Below are 16,814 nucleotides of genomic sequence, written 5' to 3' on the forward strand. Positions count from 1 at the left end.
GTACTTCCCCGTCCCTACATTGACGCCCATATCCGGCACCAGACATATGGCCCGGTGCAACCGATGCAGGAGCCCAGCTTTCTCGAGCGGCTGTTTGGCCGGCGCTAAAGCAGCAGCGCGTCCTGGTGTGCCTGCATCAGCCCGGTGACGGCATACGCCCTACGACAGTTTATATCTGGTAATTCCCTGCTTTGAGCAGCTTTGCATTTCAGGGCCGGTAGCTTATATGCCATCGGCGAAACCCCGGCCGAGCAGTTCGCATCTGTTGCGCTCTGCTGGTGCCGGGGTCCGCTTTTTGTGAAGTCAGGTTTGAGTAAGGATTGCCCATGTCCCGCAGGCGCCAGATCTACGAAGGCAAGGCCAAGATCCTCTATGAGGGTCCAGAGCCGGGCACTTTGATCCAGTACTTCAAGGATGATGCTACTGCGTTCAACGCGCAGAAGAAGGGCACGATCCAGGGCAAGGGCGTGATCAACAATCGCATCAGCGAGTATGTGTTCACCCGCCTCAATCACATCGGCGTGCCGAACCATTTCATCCGCCGCCTGAACATGCGCGAGCAACTTGTTCGCCAGGTTGAGATTATCCCGATCGAAGTCGTTGTTCGCAACGTCGCAGCCGGGTCCATCTCCAAGCGTCTCGGCATTGCCGAGGGCGAGGCCCTGCCGCACACGCTGCTTGAGTATTACTACAAGGATGATGCTCTGGGCGATCCGCTCATTGCGGAAGAGCATATCGCCTGTTTCGGCTGGGCGTCGAACGAAGAGATGCAGGACATCTCGTCGTTGGCTATCCGCGTGAACGATTTCTTGTGCGGCATGTTCTCGGCGATCAATATCCGCCTTATCGATTTCAAGCTTGAGTTCGGTCGCATCTGGGACGGCGATTACAGCCGCGTCATTCTTGCCGACGAGATCAGCCCTGACGGCTGTCGCTTGTGGGATATGGTCACGGGTGAGAAGCTCGACAAAGATCGCTTCCGCCGCGATCTGGGAGGCGAGGAAGAGGCCTATCAGGAAGTGGCGCGCAGACTGGGCGTACTTCAGGATGATCCCGGCCCGAGCGAGGTCTTCGACCTTACGGCTCACCGAGGCAAGCTTCGCAACAGCAAGACTAGCAAGTAGCGCCTTTCGCGCTGCGCCGCTGGTGCAAGCGGCGCAGCGCCCGAGGCCATGCGCTTCGTTCGGGATGATCAACTCAGCCGATTTGCCACCAATGAGTGCGCGCCGCCCCGTTCTTCTCGTCGCATTCCTGATGCTCTTCTTCGCACCGTTCCTCGCGGGCGAGGCAGAAGCCAAGAGGGATGATCGCTGGGACTTCGAAACGAGCGACATCGCGCCTGACCCGGCATTTCGCTTTGGGCAGTTGCCCAACGGCCTGCGCTACATCATCCGCCGCAATAGCAATCCCGCCGGAACTGCGCTGGTTCGGATGGATGTCGCCGTCGGATCACTTGACGAGCGGAAGGCAGAGCGCGGCTACGCTCACTTTGTCGAACATATGGCCTTCAACGGCAGCACCCGCGTTGCCGAGGGTGGAATGGTGCGATTGCTGGAGCGGTACGGGCTGGCGTTTGGCGCGGATACGAACGCTTCCACCAGTTTCGACCGCACGATTTACAAGCTAGATCTGCCAACCAACGATACTGAACTTCTTGAAATCGCGCTCATGCTTATGCGTGAGACCGCCAGCGAACTCACCATCGCCCCTGAAGCTGTGAACCGGGAGCGCGGTGTCATACTTGCCGAGATGCGCGATCGAAACACCTGGCAGATGCGGGATACGATTGCGAACACGCAGTTTTTCTACCCGAAGGCTCGGTTTGCGAAACGCTATCCCATCGGCATTGCCTCTACGCTCGAGCAGGCAACGGCTGCAAAGCTGCAGGCTTTCTATCGGCGCGGCTATGTGCCGCATAAGGTTACACTTATAATCATTGGTGATCTCGACCCCGAACTGGTGGAGGCGCGCGTCCGCGCCCATTTCGCAGACTGGCGTGAGCAAAGGTCCAGAGCTCAGCCTGATGCTGGTCCGGTGCCGCCTAAGGACAAGGATCGAACCACGATCTATGTCGATCCCGCAGTGTCCGAACGCATCACCATCGCGCGCAACGGGCCTTGGCTCGATGAGCGTGATACGGTCGCTCAGCGGCAGGAGGATCTGCTGCGGCGCGTAGGATACGCCATCGTAAATCGGCGGCTGCAGCGTCTCTCGCGACAAGCCGATCCCCCCTTTCGCGGCGCAGGGTTCGGAACCGGTGATGTGTTCGAAGCGGCGCGTTCTACACGGCTAATTGTCGATACTGTGGACCGGAAGTGGCGGCGCGGCATGATCGCCGCCACTCGGGAATATCGGCGTGCGCTGATCTATGGCTTCAGCGCTGCTGAGGTGGAGGAGCAAGTGGCGAATCTTCGCACTTCGCTTGAGAGTGCGGCCGGCTCGGCCTCGACCCGTACCAATGGCGCCCTTGCTGGCGCAGCTCTGGCGCTGATTTCCGAAGGAAAGATCCCGACACACCCGAGAGATGCGCTTGACCGGTTTCGACAGTTCGCACCTCAGATCACGCCGGAGGCCGTTCTCGCGGCGCTCAAGTGGGAGGCAATCCCGCTGCACGAACCCTTGATCCGCTTTCGAGGAAGGCACCAGCCCGCGGGCGGCGTCAATGCCATACGCGCAGCTTGGGAGGAGGCGATCAAGGCCGAGGTGGAAACGCAGAGCTCAACCGATCTGGCCGGCTTCGCCTACACCGACTTCGGGCCCGCCGGCGTCGTCGTGTCGGACCGGCGCGAGCCTACACTGGACATTCGCCAGGTGCGTTTTGCGAACGGCGTCATGCTCAACCTGAAAAAGACCGCGATCGAGAAGGATCGCGTGCGCCTCAGCCTTGCCGTGGATGGAGGCGATCGACTGGATACCCCTCTCAATCCACTCGCAACGGAAATGGTGCCGTTCCTCCCTGAGGGTGGGCTGGGTGAGCATAGCGCGGATGACCTGCAAACGATCCTCGCGGGACGCAACGTGACAGGGAGCATGAGTGCAGGCGAGACAACATTCGATGCGCGCGCTGTCACGACCCCAAGCGATCTTGAGCTTCAGCTGCAGCTCTGGGCGGCGTTCATCACAGACCCGGGCTACAGACCCGAAGGGGAAGTCCAGTACCGGCACAACATGAACAACTACTTCGAACAGCTGCGCGCGACCCCCAACTCGGCACTGCGCGCGGAGCTCGGAGGCATTCTCTCCAGCCGCGACCCTCGCTTCACTTTACAGGACGTAAACGCCTACCGTGCGCTGAGCTTTGCAAAGCTCAAGCAAGACATCTCGGGGCGGCTCGCCAAGGGGGCCATTGAGATCGGCGTCGTAGGCGATATCAATGAAGACGTGGTCATTGCCCTCGTCGCTTCCACCTTCGGCGCCCTCCCCGCTCGCGAAGGGCAGTTTCACTCGACGGAAGAGCAGCCACCCCGCCGCTTTACGGCAGACCGAAGCTCTCGCATCGTCCGCCACACGGGACCCGCAGATCAGGCTCTTTTGCGGCTGACCTGGCCAACGCGCGACGACGCCGACCCGCGGGAGACGCTAGAGCTCGCCCTGCTCGAGCGCGTGATGCGGATCAGGCTCACCGAGAGCCTGCGCGAGATATTGGGCAAGGCCTACTCTCCCGGAGCGTCGAGTACGCCCTCACGTCATTGGCCGGGATATGGGACCTTCGCGATTGCAGCTTCTCTGGACGTCCATGATGTTCCTGCGGCTCGGCTCGCGATGAAAGAAGCCGTTCTGGATCTGCGGGATGAGCCCACTGACAAGGATGTACTGCAACGCGCACGCCAGCCTCTGCTGGAGGCGTTGCAAAATGCTCTTAAGTCGAACGAGGGATGGCTCTCTCTTGTCGATCGTGCGCAGAGCGAGGCCGAGCGTCTGGAAAGACACGCCAAGGCCAAGGAGCGGCTGCTTGCGATCACGCCAGAGGATCTGCAAGCTGTCGCCCGCCGCTACCTTGATCCCGAGGCAGCGCTTGAGATCCTGGTTCTTCCTGAGGGTGTTCCGCCGCCCCGCCCGCTCTAGAGCGTTTCCACCTTGAGCGGAAACACTCCAGATCTTCGGGCGTCATTTCCCCAGCCGATGATCCTAAACGATCATCTTGAGAAAGACTTCAACGAGCGTGGTTGGGACGTGTCGGCCTGCCGGTGCGTTCCGCCCATTCGACGATAAGGTCGTCATAAAGCGTCTGCTCGATCAGATCGTATTTTTCGGGGAAGTTGGCAAAGGCGTTCATGGCGCTACCGACGCTGCCGGTCTCCATCAGCTCACGAGCCATCTTCAGGTGATTAACTGCGGCCGTGACCCAGCCCCAACCCGTTGACAGCGTGAATGCCGTGTCGGGCAAGTTGAACCCCAGCGTGCAGACCGGAATGGTCATGTGCGGGATTACCTCAGCTTGTTGTTCTGGCGGAGCGCTCGCAAATACGATCGCATCCGCACCGGCCTCAGCATATGCCTTCCCGCGCTTGATCGCTTCCTCGATCGAGCCAGTGCCTCCACCGCCGTTTTCGCTCGTGTAGAGCTCATCGCAACGGGCGATGATGACGAGGCCGGAGTCGCCACGCGCTTTGACGCCTGCCTCGATCCGCAACTGCATGTCTTCGATGGAACACAGGCCGTTGACGTGCTTGGAGTGCTTCGGATTGACCTCGTCTTCCACGTGATAGCCCGCAATCCCAGCGGCCACATAGCGGCGCGTAAAGTGGTAGGCATCGGCAACCGTCTCGCCCAGTGTGTCGGCGTCGGCAATCAACGGGATGCCCATCGCCTGCGCGATGCGACCTGCTTGCTCGATCTGCTCCACCTGACTGAACACCCCATTGTCGGGTACGGCGTAGTGAAATGCCGAACATGCATGGCCGCCCAGGTAAGCAGCCTTAAATCCCACATGTTCAACGATGCGCCCGGTCAGCGCGCTGTAAGCTTCAGCTGCGACGAAGTGCTCGCCGCTCTCGAGCAGAGTTCTCAGCTTCTCTCCGGGTGTGGGCATCGTTGTGTCTCCCTGTGTTATTGTGAACGGCAGCGCGGAACTATCATTCACGCTTCCGGTTGCATGTTGTCGCGCAACGCGCAAGCATCTCGCCCATTATGAGCAACGCGGGCAATTCGGCCAGAGCGGCTTTACAGGAGTTCTCTTGCACGAATCCCTGATGATCGAGATTGCCTTGATCGGTGTTCTGGGCGCCGCAGCCCAGTGGATCGCCTGGAGGACCGGAAGACCAGCCATCATCTTCCTGCTTGCCGCCGGTATCATGGCCGGCCCTGTCACCGGCTACGTCAATCCGGCTCGGGATTTCGGTGAGTTGCAGCAGCCGATTATCAAACTGGCTGTCGCGGTCATCCTTTTCGAAGGCGGCCTGCAGCTCAATTTCAGAGATCTGCGAGAGGCGGGCAGTGCGGTTAAACGCCTCATATTCCTTGGCGTGCCGCTTGGGTGGCTGGGTAGCACGCTTGCCGTCCGCATAGGTGCGGGGCTGAGTTGGGAGCTGTCGGCGCTGTTCGGCGGCATCCTGGTAGTCACCGGTCCCACCGTGATCGGTCCCATGTTGCGCGCGATCAAGGTCCCTCGCCGTGTAGCAGATACCTTGAAATGGGAAGCGATCATCAACGATCCGATCGGCGCCCTGCTCGCCATCGCGGTGTTCGCACAGATGACCTTCGCGAACGGAGAGGCTGCGCCAGGAGGGATTCCTACCGTTCTGGGTGCGACGGCCGGTGCTGCTGCCCTTGGCTATGGCCTCGGAAGACTGGTCGCATGGTCCTTCCCTCGCGGCCATGTCCCGGAATATCTCAAGGCCCCCCTACTGCTCGTCCTCGTGATTGCAGCGTTTGTGCTGGCAGATACCGTTCAGCATGAGAGCGGTCTCGTCACCGTTACCGTGATGGGTGTGGTGCTTGCCAACCGCAGGACGTTTTCGAGCGGTGCGTTAAGGCGCTTCAAGGAAGATCTTACGGTCCTTCTCGTTTCGGGCGTCTTCATCCTCCTTTCCGCAACGCTCGACTGGAGCGTCGTCGAACGGCTGCAGGCGCGTTTCGGCCTGTTCCTGTTCTTGCTGATGTTCGTGGCTCGCCCGGTCACCGTGCTCATCTCGCTGTTGGGCAGTTCGCTTCCCTGGCGTGAGCGATTGTTCATTGCGTGGGTGGCGCCGCGCGGGATCGTAGCCGTTGCCATCACTGGGCTGTTTGCGCTTCGCCTGACGGAAAACAACGTAGCGGGCGCTGAACTGCTGGTGCCACTGGCTTTCGTCAGTGCAATCGGGACCATCGTGGCCCATGGGTTCACTGCGGCACCTTGGGCCCGGTTCCTTGGGATCGAGCGCGGCAAAGGAAACGCTCTGATGTTCATCGGCATCAATGCATGGTCTGCCGCGGCAGCTGCCGCGATGAAAGAGGCCGGGCTTGAAGTCGCCATGATCGACAACTCCCGTTTCTCGCTTCGTCACGCGACCCGAGCCGAGCTTACTGCGTACCGCGGGGACGTGCTTTCGGACAGTTTCAGCCACCAGTTCGACTGGGCCGACTACCGCCACGTTCTCGCTACTTCGGATAGCGACGCCTACAACGCGCTGGTTTGCTCCGAACTCGGCCCGGAACTCGGCTACGATGCGGTCCTGCAGGTTGCGCCGGACCGTCGTGAGGGGATGACGGTTCCGCGTGGCGGGACGCTGTTTCGTGGGCCGGTCGACATCTACGAGCTACAGACGCACATGGCCGAGGACTGGGTATTCAGCCGCACCCGCATCACCGGCCAGTTCGATCTCGGCGACTTCGAGGCCAACCTGGATGCAAGAGCGCTCCCGTTTGCAGTCGTAAGAGAGGACGGGACTTACGAGCTCTATTCCTCGGTGCGCACTCCCAGCGCTCGTGAGGGCGATCAAATCATCTATTTCTCGCCGCCGGAGACCGCTGAGGAGCGAAGAGCCAAGCACGAGTCCAAGGCCTGAACGCAAAGGCTTATAAACGCAGGAGCGTAGGAACGAGGGCGCTGAAATGATCGATCACGGCGTCGGCCTCCAGTTGCTCAGGGGGCAGGTCGTTGAAGCCGAAGCTAACCGCCACGCACGGCAGCCTTGCGGCCCTTGAAGCTCTGACGTCGAAGGTACTGTCGCCGACGTAGGCTGCTGCCCCTCCCTCGCATCGATCGATCATCTCGAGCAATAGATCAGGCTTCGGTTTGGCGCGCCCTGCCCCCAAGGTGTCGCCCCCCATGATTGTGCAGAAGCGATCGGTCAAACCAAGGTGGGCCAACAGCTTCAACGCAAGCCGCTCCAGCTTGTTGGTCACGAGAGCGAGCTTTACCCCGCGCTCAGCCAAGTCGGAGAGTGCATCACCAGCTCCCGGGAAGAGCTGTGTGTGAACGGCGATATTGTGCTCATAGTAGGCGATGAGTGCATCATAGAGTTCGGCAAACCGCTCGTCGCCTACTGGCCCACCTGTCACCTCCAGTGCGCGCAGCAACATCTTTCGCGATCCGCCGCCGATCAGGTCGCGCACCCCGGCAGGGGCGATGGGCGCACGGCCGTCCAACCGGATGGCGTGGTTTACCGCAGCAGCCAGATCCAGGTGCGTGTCCAGCAGGGTGCCATCGAGGTCGAAGCCGACGATGCGAAAGGGGAAGTCCGTCATCCATGTCGAACTGCTCGCTTGTTGTGGAAACGGCAAGCGTTTGGTGGCAAATGGCCCGACATGACTGCTGCCGGAACACCGCTCGCCATCGTGATCCTCGCTGCCGGCAAAGGCACGAGGATGAAAAGCGATCTCCACAAGGTGCTACATCCGATCGCGGGCCGCCCGATGTTGGAGCACCTGCTGGAGAACGCTGCTCAACTCTCGCCGGAGCGGCAGGTGGTCGTCGCAGGTCACGGGCGCGAGCAGCTCGAGGCCGCGCTCGGCGCGCGCGCGACCATTGCCCTGCAGGAGCCGCAGTTGGGCACCGGTCACGCCGTTCTGATGGCGCGAGAGGCCCTCAGCGGCTTCCATGGCGACGTCCTGATCCTCTATGGCGATGTGCCGTTCGTCAGGGCCGAGACCATGCGCGCCATGCTGGAGCGTCTGCATGGTGTCGAAGATCCGCCTGTTGTCGTGCTCGGCTTCGAACCTGATGATCCCTTGCAATATGGCCGTATCGTCGCGGACGGGGACCGCATTAGCTGGATGGTCGAGCATAAGGATGCGAGCGAAGAGCAGCGGGTGGTGCGCCTCTGCAACTCGGGCCTGATGGCGGTCCGCTCGCACGACCTGTTCACACTTCTGGACCGCGTCGGCAACGACAACTCTCAAGGCGAATACTACCTCACTGACATCGTCAACATCGCCAGTTCCGACAATCGGTATTGCGCGGTCGTCATCACCGATGATCCTGATGAGGTCGCAGGCATCAACTCACGCGAAGAACTCGCGCAGGCGGAGGCCCGCTGGCAGCTCCGGCGACGCAAGCAGGCGATGGCGGAGGGGGCGACGCTCGTGGCACCAGAAACCGTGTGGTTCTCGTGGGACACGCAGTTGGGGCGTGACGTGACAGTCGAGCCGAACGTCGTGTTTGGTCCCGGCGTCTCAGTGGCGGATGGGGTGACGCTCCACGCGTTCTCACATCTTGAGGGCGCCACACTGGAAAGCGGGGTCTCCGTCGGGCCGTACGCCCGCCTGCGCCCCGGCACCGTCCTCCGAAAGGGCGCGCGGGTCGGCAACTTCGTGGAGATCAAGAAAGCCGTGCTGGGCGAAGGCGCCAAGGCCAACCATCTCACCTATCTGGGCGACGCCGAGGTCGGGGCGAACGCAAACATCGGCGCCGGCACGATTACCTGCAATTACGACGGCTACTTCAAGCACCGCACTGTCATCGGGGATCGCGCTTTCATCGGTTCGAACAGCGCTCTCATCGCGCCAGTTCGCATCGGTGCTGACGCCATTGTAGCTGCGGGCAGCGCCGTGAGCCGCGATGTTGCGGAAGGCGAATTGCGACTGGTGCGCGCGGAACAGCTGGTGAAACCCGGGTGGGCCGACAGCTTCCACGACGCGATGAAACGCAAAAAAGCCGACAAGCAGCAATAGCTGCTACACTCTCCTTTGCTCCTCCGAGGCGACGATTTTTAGGCTTGCGTGCAGTTCCAGTGCAGGCATAATTCGTCACAAAGTTAGCAAAAGCGCTGCGGGCCTCTGGTGCTACGCGGACGAGGAGAGAACAATGGCTGAAATTCAAGTGCGCAACCTTGCTCCCGACCTCAGCTTCGGCGCTGCCGTCGATGGACTGGGATGGGACAACATCGAAGATGAGGCCGTGCGTCAGCGCCTGCGCGACCTGTTCGTGGAGCGCGGCATGATCGTGTTCAAGAACATGGAACCGACGGCCAAGATGCAGGTGGCGTTGAGCAAAGTCTTCGGCCCATTAAAGGATCATCCGACCAAGTCGACGCCTCGTGACTCGGAAACCGGCGATGAAGCGCAGGGCGTTATCGACATGCACTACAAGCCCGATCCGGAGAACCCGGAGGCGGGCGAGGGTCTGGTCGAGTACAAGGGCGAAGTGCTGGCGCGCTACTCGCCTTGGCACTTCGACCACTGCTACAATGATGAATTGAACTATGCTGGCGTCCTGAGAGCTCCGATCAACGCTCCGGTGGGCGGTCGTACCGGGTTTATGGACGGCATCGAGCTTTACCGGCAGTTTCCGGAGGAGCTGCGCGAGAAGCTTGAAGACAAGAACGTGATCTACACGCTCGACACCCGTCTTTCGAAGATGAAGTACGGCGTAAACTTCAAGCACCTGACAGAGCACAGCGGGAACGTCGCCCTGCTCAAGGAAGTCGCCCTTTTCCCCCGCGCGATGCACCCCGCGATCTGGCAGCGCGAGACGGGAGAAAAAGTGCTGCACTTCGGGCCGTGGATGGCCGTTGGGCTTGAGCACCACGAGGATGCTGCGGGTGACGCGTTGCTGGATGAGGTGGCCCACGAGATCAATCGTCTTGGCGAGGGCACCAGCGCCTACTGGCACGACTGGTCGCCGACCGACATGGTGATCTGGGACAATCATCGCATGCTTCACGCGGTTGAGGGGTGTAGCGCCCGCTACGAACGGCAAACGCTGCGAACCACCATCAAAGGCGACTACGGCCTCGGCTATTTCGAGGACGGCAAGAAAATCGGCGAAGTCTACCGCGAAGTCGCCTGATCCACATCTGGGCTTTCATGCGGGCTCGCGATCTGCAAGGGCGCGTCCTGTGTTCGCTCGTTGGTTCAGTTTGGCATTCGGCTGTCTTGCGCTCGCTGCCCCTTCTGCCGCGCGAGACAGCTTAGGCCTCTACTCTGACTGGGGCGCTTTTCGTGACCCGATGACCCCTCGCTGCTACGCCATTGCTATGGCGGAGCCCAGCTTACATCAGCGGGATTACCAGCCTTTCGCTGCTGTTGGCACATGGCCGCGGCGCGGCATCCGCAACCAGATTCACTTTCGGCTCTCTCGCAAGCTCGCTCCGCAATCGCAGATCGTTCTGAGAATCGGCGATCAGCGCTTCAGGCTGGCTGGTGGCGGAGGTGATGCCTGGGCTGCGGACGCTGGTGACAATGCAGCAATCGTGGCCGCCATGCGGTCGGCAACTCGGATGTCCGTGCGAGCAAGAGATTCGCGCGGACGCAGCTTCTCAAATACTTGGCTTCTCAATGGTGCGGCGTCAGCCTTGGACGCGGCTGCGATCGGGTGCGCACGAATGAAATAGTTGCTCCATGCGAAGCCAAAGAGAGACGCGGAAAGGGCGAAGCTTGTAAGCTTCGCCCTCCCCCTGTTCGTCCAAGAAGAAGAATTTAGAATCGGTATCCGACGCTCGCCACGATCTGGTGGCGATCAAGGTCGACGTCGAAGCGTTCGCTGTCCGGGAAATCGTCTTCGAAATCGATCTCTGCCTTGGAATAGTTCGAGTAGCGATACTCAAGCTTCGCGAAGGAGTTGGTGCTGAGCTTCTGCTCTACGCCCGCACCGATCCGCCAGCCGTCCGTATCGATATTCTCGTCGTACTCCGTCTCGCCATCGTTCGCGAGGACGTCGAAGCGCGCGTTCGTGTAACCGCCCTTAAGGTAGACGAGGGTCGTGGGAGCGGCTTTGAAGCCCACACGAGCACCCAGATAGATGTCACGGCCGGTCTTCACGTTACCGAAGCCGATGCCTTCATACTCTCCGGCGTCGAAGCCGGTCTTGGCGGTGCTGTCGGTCAACTCGGCCTCGACGCCGACGACGGCGCTGCCGAAGTCGTAATCATAGCCCGCGCCAATACCGTACATGAAGCCGTCGATCGACTGATCGTTGTCGTCGTTGAGATCATCGTCGACGGTGCTGCCGGCCTTGCTGATGTCATAGCCGACGATCGCTTCGACGCGCGGACCGGTGAATGACGTTTCTGTGCTCTGGGCCAGAGCCGGGACAGAGACGAATGCACTGCCGGTTGCCAGGCAGACCAAAACTTTCTTCATATCAAACTCCATCTTCCAGTCGGCTGAGAGCCGCCGGGACCCGTTGAATGCTTCATCGGGAACAAGAGTTTCATGAACAGAACACAACGAAAAGAGGTGATGCAATCCTGCAACAGGTCCTCTGACAGGCGGTGCAAAGCGCGCGCCCAGCTGCCGCAGCGCACCAGCGGCAATAGCTCAAGTCCGTTATTCGCATACCGCTTCCCACCGGAGGGTAGCTGCACTATATGACCCAAGATCATGGCCGACACGAACCTCATGCCCATACCGGGGCACATCGACCCGGTGCCGCTTCCGCGCGACATCACCCCGCGCGAGGATGGTCGAGCTGACCTTATCGGCTTGTCGAAGACGCGCATTGCGGAACTGTTCGAGGCAGCCGGCCTGGACACCCGGCAGGCGAAGCTTCGCGCAAAGCAGGTGTTCCACTGGCTCTATCATCGAGGAGTCGTGGAGTTCGAAGACATGACGGACATCGCCAAGGCCATGCGTCCTTGGTTGGCTGAGCGCTTCGTGATCGGCCGTCCCGAGATTGTCGAAGCGCAGCACTCCAGCGATGGTACGCGCAAATGGCTTTTGCGCACTGCCGATCAGCATGACTTCGAAATGGTATTTATCCCCGATGCGGACCGCGGAACCCTCTGCGTCTCCAGCCAGGTGGGATGCACGCTGAACTGTCGCTTCTGCCATACGGGCACCATGCGGCTGGTCCGCAATCTCACCGCCGGGGAAATCGTCGGCCAGGTGATGCTAGCGCGCGATGCCTTGGGCGAGTGGCCCAAGAGTGGCGGCACCATGGCCGGTCTTGAGGATGAAGAGGACGAAGGCTCCTACTCATCCGACGGCCGCTTGCTCACCAATATCGTGATGATGGGCATGGGCGAGCCGCTTTATAACTTCGACAATGTTCGCGACGCGCTCAGGCTCGTCATGGATGGCGACGGCCTCGCGCTCTCCAAGCGGCGCATCACGCTGTCGACTTCGGGGGTTGTGCCCAAGATGGCGCAGTGCGGCGAAGAGATTGGCGTGAATCTCGCGGTCTCCTTGCATGCTGTAACCAAGGAAGTTCGCGACGAGATCGTGCCGATCAATCGCAAATACGGAATCGAGGAGCTGCTTCAGGCTTGCGCTGACTATCCGGGCGCCAGCAACGCCCGCCGCATCACGTTCGAATACGTGATGTTGAAGGACAAGAACGACCGTGACGAGGACGCTCACGAACTTGTCCGGCTGCTCAAGCAGTACAAGTTGCCTGCGAAGGTGAATCTGATCCCGTTCAATCCCTGGCCCGGCGCACCCTATGAGTGTTCCACGCCCGAGAGGGTCAGGCGCTTTTCGGATATCGTATTCGAAGCCGGTATCTCCGCCCCGGTACGCACGCCCCGAGGACGAGATATTGACGCCGCATGCGGTCAGTTGAAAACCGCAGCCGAGAAGAAGAGCCGGGCCGAGCTGGATCGGCTTTATGAAGAGAAGCAGGCCGCGCTAGGCTAGCAAGCGGGAGCAGCTGGAGGCGTTGGCAAGAACGCTTTGGCGCAGGCCACCCTCGGCATAACGTTCCTCGGCTCGCTTTCAGGCGGTGGCATACCATCGTTTGGGTATGATGCTGGATCGTCTTCTTCGCCCCGTCAGCGACCTTCTGGCCCCACCTCCGGGCCTTGAAGTCGATTTCGCCACTCCGCCGGGTGCGCCAGCGTTGGTGGCTCCTGATTCCCTCTCCTGGCGCATTTTCGCTAATGGTCTGACATTGTTCGTGGGTGGCGTGTGCGCCGTCATTCTGGAGCTGGCCGAGCCCTCCGTCCGTGCGGGCGTGTGGGATCACAGTTCTTTTCGACGCGACCCGATGCAACGTCTCCGGCGCACCGGGATGGCAGCCATGATCACCGTTTATGCTCCGCGCGAAGAGGCCGCGGCGATGATTGCCCGCGTGAACGCCATGCATGCAAAGGTGCGCGGAAGCCTGCCGGGCGGTGGGCAATACCGTGCCGATGATCCCCGCTTGCTGGATTGGGTACAAGCCACCGCTTCTTTCGGATTCATCGAAGCTTACAGTCAGTATGCCCATGCGCTGTCACCCCATGACAAATCGCGAGCCTTCGCCGAAGCCCAGCCGGCTGCGCGACTGTACGGCGCCCAAGGTGCTCCCAGATCGCTCGCAGAGTGGAACGGCCTTCTGGAAGCGACGTTGCCAACGCTTGAACCTTCAGAGACTTTGAATGAGTTCCTGAACATCATGCGCACAGCGCCAATATTTCCTCGCCCGATGCAGCCGGTCCAACGCCTTCTGGTGCGAGCGGCGGTTTCGATTCTGCCAGGTCCTGTCCGCCGGCAGCTCCAGCTTCAGGAGATGGAGTTGCCAACCGCCGGCCGGCCGGTCGTTCAGGCGCTTGCGGCAGCGGCATCGCACATGCTCCCCTCCACCGCGCCACAGCTGCAGGCACGCAAAAGGATGCACGGAGCGCCTGTGTGTCCGGTTCGCATGAACTCGCGATCGGTGGAAGCGCACAATCCATCTTGCGGAAATCACGGGTCGGCTTGACCGCCTGCAGACACGAATCCGTTCATCCGACGTTGTGGATCAATGAACGACTAGTGGCGTTATCGGATCAAACAAGCGCAATTGAGGGCAAAGATCATGCGTAAAGCCGTTACTGCCGCCATTCTCGCCGCCGTAGCCGTCCCTGTGATGACGGCGACACCAGCCGAAGCACGCCGCCACGACGATCGCCGGTACCACAGCACGGATAACGGAATCCGTTATTGGCGGGGCGATAACGGCCGCTATTATTGCAAGAAGTCGAACGGCACCACCGGGCTACTGATAGGCGGCGTGGCGGGTGCTCTTGTGGGCCGCACGATTGACGGCGGTCGCGACAAGACGGTCGGCACTGTTCTTGGGGCGGCAGGTGGCGCCCTCCTCGGCCGGGAGATCGAACGCAGCGGTTCGCGCCCTCGCTGCCGCTGATTACATCATTATCTTATATAAAGGCGCGCCTCTCCCGTAGTGGCGCGCCTTTCGCATGGGCGATGCGCCTGCGCTTTCCTGTGCGGCAATTCTATGCTCCAACCTTCATCATGACCGGTTTGCTGAACGAACACAGTCCTCGCGCGCGAGGACATCTCGCCCGGTCGGGTGAGACCCGGATGACACTTCAGGTGCCAAGCCGATGATAGAACGGCCAGCAGTTCTCATCACCGGCGGCGCCAAGCGCATTGGGGCCGCCATTGCGAGCGCGTTTGGAAAGGCCGGATGGCACGTGGTAATCCACTATGGCACGTCGCGAGATGATGCCGACGCCTTGGCCGCCACCCTCCCCTCAGCTGAGGCCATACAGGCGGACCTCTCGGATGCGGCTGCGCCTGCAGAGCTTGTGAGATCAATCGCGACGCGACTCCGCGACTGGCGAGTCCTGGTCAACTGCGCGAGTGTCTTCGAGCTTGATAGCGCCGCCGGGTTGGACCAGCACATTTTTCAACGCGCAATGCAGATCAACGCGGCGGCGCCAGCCGCACTTGCCCAGGCTTATCTGACACATGGGCGGTCGGCGGCAGGACGCCGGGTAATCCAAGTAACGGATCAGAAGATCTTGAATCCGAATCCAGACTTCTTTTCCTACACGATGAGCAAGCACGCGCTGAACGCGACGATACCGATGCTCTCCATGGCGTACGCCGATCCGAATGACCGCGTCTATGGATTGGCGCCGGGCGCAATTCTCGCCAGCCATGATCAACAGGAAGCGGAAACCGAACGCTCACACCGCATGAACCTGCTCAGGCGCAAGACAGGTGCGGAAGAAGTGGCCGACGCCGCCTTGTTCCTGGCGCACGGTTGGCTGCGCAGCGGCGAGACGCTCTTCATCGACTCCGGACAGCATTTGCTCTCGCAGCCCCGGGATGTGCTGTTCCTGGCGCGCGGCCAAGCTGCGGTCGGCGCATCCGGGGGCTCGGCGTGAGGCTTGTCTCTTCGTGAAGGGGGATTACGGTCGTTGGGCATTGCGCTGCATGAGGCGGGGGCGCCCCCCGTCCGGTGCAGCAGTGGTCGCGAAGGGGAGTGAAGTGCTTGGCTAAACGCTTGTTGGACCGCTTCCTGGGGCAAGTTGTGCGCCGGGGAACACTGGAGATCGCTCGGAGCGATGGTTCGTTAACTCGGCTTGGCTCGCCTGAACCTGGTTTTCCCGACGTGCGCATCAGGCTTGCCTCAGCCGCGAGCGAGCGCAGCATACTGATGGACCCGCGGCTCGGTGCGGCTGAGGCGTTCATGGACGGCGATCTATTGGTCGAACACGGCGACATTATGGATCTGGCCACACTGATCCGTGCCAACGGGATGTGGGACCGCGGAGGGAGCCTGGAGGCGCCAAGCCGGATCCGACGGCTCACCAATGGTGTTGCGCATACGGTAGAGAGCTTCAATCACGCGCGTCGATCAAAGTCGAATGTCGCTCATCACTACGATATCGGCAACGCACTTTACCGGCTCTTCCTGGACAGCGAGCACATGCAGTATTCCTGCGCGTACTGGCCTCGCGAGGGGATGACGCTGGAGGAAGCTCAGGAAGCCAAGCTGGCGCACATCGCGGCCAAGTTGGCGCTCTCCCCCGGCCAAAGGGTACTGGACATTGGCTGCGGCTGGGGCGGCATGGCCATTTACCTCGCGAAGAATACGGGTGTAAACGTGCACGGTATCACGCTCAGCCAGGAACAGCTCGCCCTGGCCAGGGAGCGGGCTGAAGACGCAGGAGTGGCCGATCGGGTAACCTTTCAGCTCATCGACTACCGCGATCTTGCGGAGCGGGGCCTGCGCTATGATCGGATCGTTTCGGTGGGCATGTTCGAGCATGTTGGCCAACCGCAATTCGAACGCTTCTTCCGGGCTTGCGCGAACATGCTCGCGGATGACGGAGTCATGCTCCTTCACACGATTGGACGCATGGGCAGCCCAGGCTCCACCGACGCTTTCACTCGCAAGTATATCTTCCCCGGCGGCTACATCCCTGCCCTCAGTGAGACAGTCGCCGCGAGTGAGAAGGTACGGCTCATTGCCACGGACGTGGAGACGCTGCGTCTGCACTATGCTCGCACCTTGCGTGCGTGGTACGAGCGCTGCGTCGTGCAGCGGGACGCCATTGTGGGGATGTTCGACGAACGCTTCTACCGGATGTGGACCTTCTATCTGGCGGGCGCGACAGCCGCGTTTGAGAGCGGCGGCCTTTGCAACTACCAGATTCAGTATGCACGCTCGCGCCACGCCTTGCCTTTATCGCGTGACTACATCGGGGAAACGGAGAAGCATCTGCTCACGCGTTGAT

The 16,814-nt window shown here is 61.0% G+C and carries 13 protein-coding genes; 10 read left to right on the forward strand and 3 right to left on the reverse strand.

The window, feature by feature from the left end:
• Positions 1–326 precede the first annotated feature (326 nt).
• Both purC and ABUH87_RS13785 read left to right on the forward strand, forming a co-directional pair.
• Positions 327–1,124, forward strand: coding sequence for a phosphoribosylaminoimidazolesuccinocarboxamide synthase (purC, locus tag ABUH87_RS13780; RefSeq protein WP_367774545.1), 798 nt, complete (start codon positions 327–329; stop codon positions 1,122–1,124).
• Between the two features lie 91 nt (positions 1,125–1,215).
• Positions 1,216–4,065 carry a M16 family metallopeptidase gene (locus ABUH87_RS13785; RefSeq protein ID WP_367774547.1) on the forward strand — a complete coding sequence of 950 codons (2,850 nt, stop codon included), beginning with the start codon at positions 1,216–1,218 and terminating at the stop codon, positions 4,063–4,065.
• Positions 4,066–4,153: 88 nt separating this feature from the next.
• Here the strand turns inward: ABUH87_RS13785 and ABUH87_RS13790 are convergent, their stop codons facing one another.
• Positions 4,154–5,032 (reverse strand): isocitrate lyase/PEP mutase family protein, encoded by an 879-nt coding sequence (locus tag ABUH87_RS13790; RefSeq protein ID WP_367774549.1) that lies wholly within the window; start codon positions 5,030–5,032, stop codon positions 4,154–4,156.
• 145 nt (positions 5,033–5,177) lie between these two features.
• Here ABUH87_RS13790 and ABUH87_RS13795 point away from each other — a divergent pair, with 145 nt between their 5' ends.
• Positions 5,178–6,986 (forward strand): cation:proton antiporter, encoded by a 1,809-nt coding sequence (locus ABUH87_RS13795; protein ID WP_367774551.1) that lies wholly within the window; start codon positions 5,178–5,180, stop codon positions 6,984–6,986.
• 10 nt (positions 6,987–6,996) lie between these two features.
• Here ABUH87_RS13795 and ABUH87_RS13800 read toward each other — a convergent pair whose 3' ends face one another.
• Entirely contained in the window at positions 6,997–7,668 is a 672-nt protein-coding gene (locus tag ABUH87_RS13800; RefSeq protein WP_367774553.1) for an HAD-IA family hydrolase, read from the reverse strand.
• 60 nt (positions 7,669–7,728) lie between these two features.
• Between ABUH87_RS13800 and glmU the strand changes: the two genes are divergently transcribed.
• Both glmU and ABUH87_RS13810 read left to right on the forward strand, forming a co-directional pair.
• Positions 7,729–9,093 (forward strand): bifunctional UDP-N-acetylglucosamine diphosphorylase/glucosamine-1-phosphate N-acetyltransferase GlmU, encoded by a 1,365-nt coding sequence (gene glmU, locus ABUH87_RS13805; RefSeq protein WP_367774555.1) that lies wholly within the window; start codon positions 7,729–7,731, stop codon positions 9,091–9,093.
• Between the two features lie 133 nt (positions 9,094–9,226).
• Complete coding sequence (locus ABUH87_RS13810; protein WP_367774557.1) at positions 9,227–10,210, forward strand: TauD/TfdA dioxygenase family protein; 984 nt, start codon at positions 9,227–9,229, stop codon at positions 10,208–10,210.
• Positions 10,211–10,839: 629 nt separating this feature from the next.
• On the opposite strand, the gene ABUH87_RS13815 is transcribed toward ABUH87_RS13810, so the two are convergent.
• A complete protein-coding gene (locus tag ABUH87_RS13815; RefSeq protein ID WP_367774559.1) occupies positions 10,840–11,502 on the reverse strand; it encodes an outer membrane protein in 663 nt (220 codons plus the stop codon).
• A 240-nt stretch (positions 11,503–11,742) separates the two neighbouring features.
• Between ABUH87_RS13815 and rlmN the strand changes: the two genes are divergently transcribed.
• The 5 genes from rlmN to ABUH87_RS13840 all read left to right on the forward strand — a co-directional run bounded on the left by rlmN (position 11,743) and on the right by ABUH87_RS13840 (position 16,813).
• On the forward strand, positions 11,743–12,996 hold the full coding sequence (gene rlmN, locus ABUH87_RS13820; RefSeq protein ID WP_367774561.1) for a dual-specificity RNA methyltransferase RlmN: 1,254 nt from the start codon (positions 11,743–11,745) through the stop codon (positions 12,994–12,996).
• A 106-nt stretch (positions 12,997–13,102) separates the two neighbouring features.
• Positions 13,103–14,041 (forward strand): oxygenase MpaB family protein, encoded by a 939-nt coding sequence (locus ABUH87_RS13825; RefSeq protein ID WP_367774562.1) that lies wholly within the window; start codon positions 13,103–13,105, stop codon positions 14,039–14,041.
• A 96-nt stretch (positions 14,042–14,137) separates the two neighbouring features.
• Positions 14,138–14,467 carry a glycine zipper 2TM domain-containing protein gene (locus tag ABUH87_RS13830; protein WP_367774563.1) on the forward strand — a complete coding sequence of 110 codons (330 nt, stop codon included), beginning with the start codon at positions 14,138–14,140 and terminating at the stop codon, positions 14,465–14,467.
• A 202-nt stretch (positions 14,468–14,669) separates the two neighbouring features.
• On the forward strand, positions 14,670–15,458 hold the full coding sequence (locus ABUH87_RS13835) for an SDR family oxidoreductase (RefSeq protein WP_367774565.1): 789 nt from the start codon (positions 14,670–14,672) through the stop codon (positions 15,456–15,458).
• A gap of 107 nt (positions 15,459–15,565) precedes the next feature.
• A complete protein-coding gene (locus ABUH87_RS13840; RefSeq protein WP_367774566.1) occupies positions 15,566–16,813 on the forward strand; it encodes a class I SAM-dependent methyltransferase in 1,248 nt (415 codons plus the stop codon).
• Position 16,814 lies beyond the last annotated feature (1 nt).

The sequence above is a fragment of the Novosphingobium rhizovicinum genome (assembly GCF_040813635.1).
GTDB lineage: Bacteria > Pseudomonadota > Alphaproteobacteria > Sphingomonadales > Sphingomonadaceae > Novosphingobium > Novosphingobium rhizovicinum.